The organism is Pseudomonas sp. GM80 (assembly GCF_000282515.1).
In the GTDB taxonomy this organism is placed as follows: domain Bacteria; phylum Pseudomonadota; class Gammaproteobacteria; order Pseudomonadales; family Pseudomonadaceae; genus Aquipseudomonas.
In genome coordinates this window covers 1-3,588 of the sequence record NZ_AKJD01000274.1, presented here as the reverse complement: position 1 = coordinate 3,588, position 3,588 = coordinate 1, and the positions used below count along the sequence as shown (strand labels likewise).

General features: G+C 61.3%; 3 protein-coding genes. 1 reads left to right on the top strand and 2 read right to left on the bottom strand.

The genetic code is table 11. The features are described from left to right. Window positions 1-82: 82 nt before the first annotated feature. The gene (locus PMI37_RS30790; protein WP_008088965.1) at window positions 83-1,033 is read right to left on the bottom strand and encodes a FecR domain-containing protein; all 951 of its coding nucleotides are present in this window, start codon (window positions 1,031-1,033) and stop codon (window positions 83-85) included. Continuing rightward, window positions 1,030-1,536: a sigma-70 family RNA polymerase sigma factor gene (locus tag PMI37_RS30785; protein ID WP_008088963.1), complete on the bottom strand. Its 507-nt coding sequence runs from the start codon at window positions 1,534-1,536 to the stop codon at window positions 1,030-1,032. The genes PMI37_RS30790 and PMI37_RS30785 overlap by 4 nt, the downstream gene beginning before the upstream one ends. Window positions 1,537-1,832: 296 nt before the next feature. Between PMI37_RS30785 and PMI37_RS30780 the strand changes: the two genes are divergently transcribed. Next, window positions 1,833-3,551 carry a hydrogenase maturation protein gene (locus tag PMI37_RS30780; RefSeq protein ID WP_008088961.1) on the top strand — a complete coding sequence of 573 codons (1,719 nt, stop codon included), beginning with the start codon at window positions 1,833-1,835 and terminating at the stop codon, window positions 3,549-3,551. Window positions 3,552-3,588: the final 37 nt, after the last annotated feature.

Below are 3,588 nucleotides of genomic sequence, written 5' to 3'. Positions count from 1 at the left end.
GCGATCTTTTGATCTTGTTGTTCAAGGATCAAGATCAACAGATCGCAGCCTGCGGCAGCTCCTACAGGGGTGGTGTTCGGGTTTAACTGGGGCGAGGTTCGATGCTGATCCAGTAGGGGTTGTGCCAAAGGATGCGGATCGGTAAAGAGCGCTCGAGCAACTGCAACGTGCGGTCACTGTCGTCCAGCGGATAGAGGCCGCTCAAGCGCAAATCAGCGACCTCAGCGCTGACATGCACAATGCCGCGACGGTAGCGGCGCAAGCTGTCAATCACCTCACTGAGCGGCCGGTCACGAACCTCCAGACGACCTTGCGTCCAGGCACTTTCGTGACCATTACTGCGCTGCAATGACAGGATGCCGTGATCGTTGAACAGCAGACTCTCCCCTGCCTCGACCACTTGCCGCGCACCGCTGGCCGTGACCACTTCGACCTGTGAATGCAACATCACCAATCGTGTGGAATCGTCATTGTGCTGCACGAGCAATTTCGTCCCGAGAGCGCGAATGCGACCGTGCTCGGTCTCGACCACAAACGGCCGCGACGGGTCCTTCGCCACGTCCACCAGCAACTCGCCACTGCGCAAGGCCAGCAGGCGCTGCGTACTGTCGAACAACGGCACCACGCGACTGCGCGCGTTGAGGGTCAACGCACTGCCATCCGGCAACGCAAAATCCCGTCGTTCGCCGGTTCCCGTCGATAATTCACCAGCCTCGGGCAGCCAGCCATAACGCCGCCCGAGCAACCCGGCCAACACCGCCACGCCGAGCACACTCAAACTGCCGCTGATAAATCGCCGCCGACTCGACGGTGCATTGAGGCTGTGCAGCAGACTGTTGCGCGGCACTGCGCGCAAGTTCGGATTGCGCAACAGGTTCAGGCCACCGCCCATTTGCTCGATGATCTGCTGGTGCCGTGGATCGGCCGTGCGCCAGGCTTCGAACGCCGCCCGCTCGCCGAGGCTGACGTCACCCGATTGCAACAGCGCCATCCATTGCGCGGCTTCATCGATCAGCGTTTCGTCCGCCCTCATGCCTGCATCGCCTGATAGCAACGCTTGAACGCCTCGACCATGTATTGCTGCACGCGACTGGTGGACACGCCGAGGCGCTCGCCGATCTCGCTGTAGGTCAAACCGTCGAGCTGATGATAGAGAAACGCCGCTTTGGCCTTGGCCGACAACCCGTTGAGCAAGCGATCGACCGCCAACAGCGCTTCGATCACCAACGCCCGCTCTTCCGGCGACGGATGCACCGGCTCTGGCGCCAGCGCCAGGCTTTGCAGATAAGCGCGTTCGAGATCCTGGCGCCGCCAGCCTTCGTACACCAACCGCCGGGCAATGGTGGTCAACAACGCCCTGGGCTCGCGAATCGCTGTCGGGTCCGGCAAGGCCAATACTCGCAGAAACGTTTCCGAGGCGATGTCCTGTGCACTGTGCGGGCAGCCCAGCGTGCGGCTAACGGCAGCGCACAGCCAGCGATAGTCCTTTTGGAACATCTGCCCGATGATCTGGTAATGCGGGTTATGTCCACCCATGCCTTGCTCCCTGAAAACGGGTCCCACCCGCTGCGAAAAACCATCGTTCTGCCGGGATCGTCCGGCTCTGATCAGGCGCGACTGTGCAATAGGGTTGCGCACATTTGAAGTAATAAAAAAACATCACAAGCAAACCTTTAAGAATAAGGCGCTTCGTCACCGCGCAAACATTGGCTGACACAACGTTGACTTCGATCACTGGCGCAGCCTCGACCACTGATTAATCTCCTCGCTCCATCGAAGGCCAAGGACGGCTCACCGGGAGCCCGCGGCTGATCCCACTCAAGGAAGACCCCATGCAATCGCTCAACATCATTCTGCTGTCGTCAGCGTTTAACGGCCTGACGCAACGTGCCTGGCTGGAATTGCATCAGGCCGGGCATTCACCCAGCGTTGTGCTGTTTACCGATGAAAGCGCCGTGTGCGAACAGATCGAAAACAGCGCCGCAGATCTGGTGATCTGTCCATTCCTCAAGGACCGCGTACCCGAGGCGTTGTGGCGCAATACCCAGCGACCGGTGGTGATCATTCATCCGGGCATCGTCGGCGATCGGGGTGCCAGCGCGCTGGACTGGGCAATCACCAACGAGCTGCCGAGCTGGGGCGTGACCGCCTTGCAAGCGGTGGAAGAAATGGACGCCGGGCCAGTCTGGGCGACCTGCGAATTCAACCTGCCGGCGGGTCTGCGCAAATCCGAGTTGTATAACGGCCGGGTCAGCGACGCGGCGATGCTGTGCATTCGCGAGGTGGTGGAAAAATTTCGCGAAGGGTTTGTCCCGGTGCCGCTGGATTACAGCAATCCCGCCGTGCGCGGGCGCTTGCAGCCGAACATGAAACAGGATGATCGCAGCTTTACATGGCACGACTGCGCACGCTTTATCAAACGCTGCATCGATGCGGCGGACGGCCAGCCGGGTGTGCTGGCGAGTCTGGCCGGCGGTCAGTACTACGTGTACGACGCACACCTGGATTCGCGCACAGGCATGCCCGGCGACATTCTCGCGGTGCATGACGACGCGGTGCTGGTGGCCACCGGTGATCACAGCGTGTGGATCGGTGCCCTGCGGCGCAAACCGCAACCGGGCGAGGAAACCTTCAAGCAGCCGGCACGGCATGTGCTGGCCGGGCAACTGGCGAATGTGCCGAACCTGGACTGGTCAATCGCCAGTCAGCCGTTCAGCGCCGAAGCGTATCAGCCGATTGCCTATCGCGAGTCCGGGCATGTTGGCGAGCTGACATTCGAGTTCTATAACGGCGCGATGAGCACCGAGCAGTGCCAGCGCCTGGTCGAGGCGCTGCGCTGGGCCAAGGCCCGTGATACGCAAGTGCTGTTGATCAAGGGCGGGCGCGGCAGCTTTTCCAACGGTGTGCACCTGAACGTGATTCAGGCCGCTCAGGATCCGGGCGCAGAGGCGTGGGCGAATATCCAGGCGATCGACGATGTCTGCGCAGAGTTGCTCAGCGCGCGGCAACTGGTGGTCAGCGGCGTGACCGGCAATACCGGCGCGGGCGGCGTGATGCTCGCGCTGGCGGCGGACATCGTCTTCGCGCGGGCCGACATCGTGCTCAATCCGCATTACAAGAGCATGGGTTTGTATGGCTCGGAATATTGGACCTACAGTTTGCCCCGTGCGGTCGGCCCGGCGATGGCCGAACAACTGACCCAGGCGTGTTTGCCGGTCAGTGCCCAGCAGGCGTTGCAACTGGGCATGGTCCAGGAAATCGGCCCGCGCTGCCCGGATGAATTTGCCATGTGGCTGCTGCAACGGGCCAATGGTGCGTTGAACGACCCGACCTACGCGGCGGTGCGTGAACGCAAGTTGCGGGTCGATCATCTGCTGATCCAGCAATGCCGCGCCAACGAGTTGCAAGAAATGCAGGAAGACATGCTCTACAACCGCAGTCAATTCGCCGAGAAGTGCCGCCACTTCGTCTACAAACACAAAGTCTGCGGCACGCCGGCGCGATTGATCGAAGACTGGGCACGAGTCCAGGACGTTGAGCTGACTGACTGATCTCCAGCGTCTGCAATGCCCCCATCGCTGGCAAGCC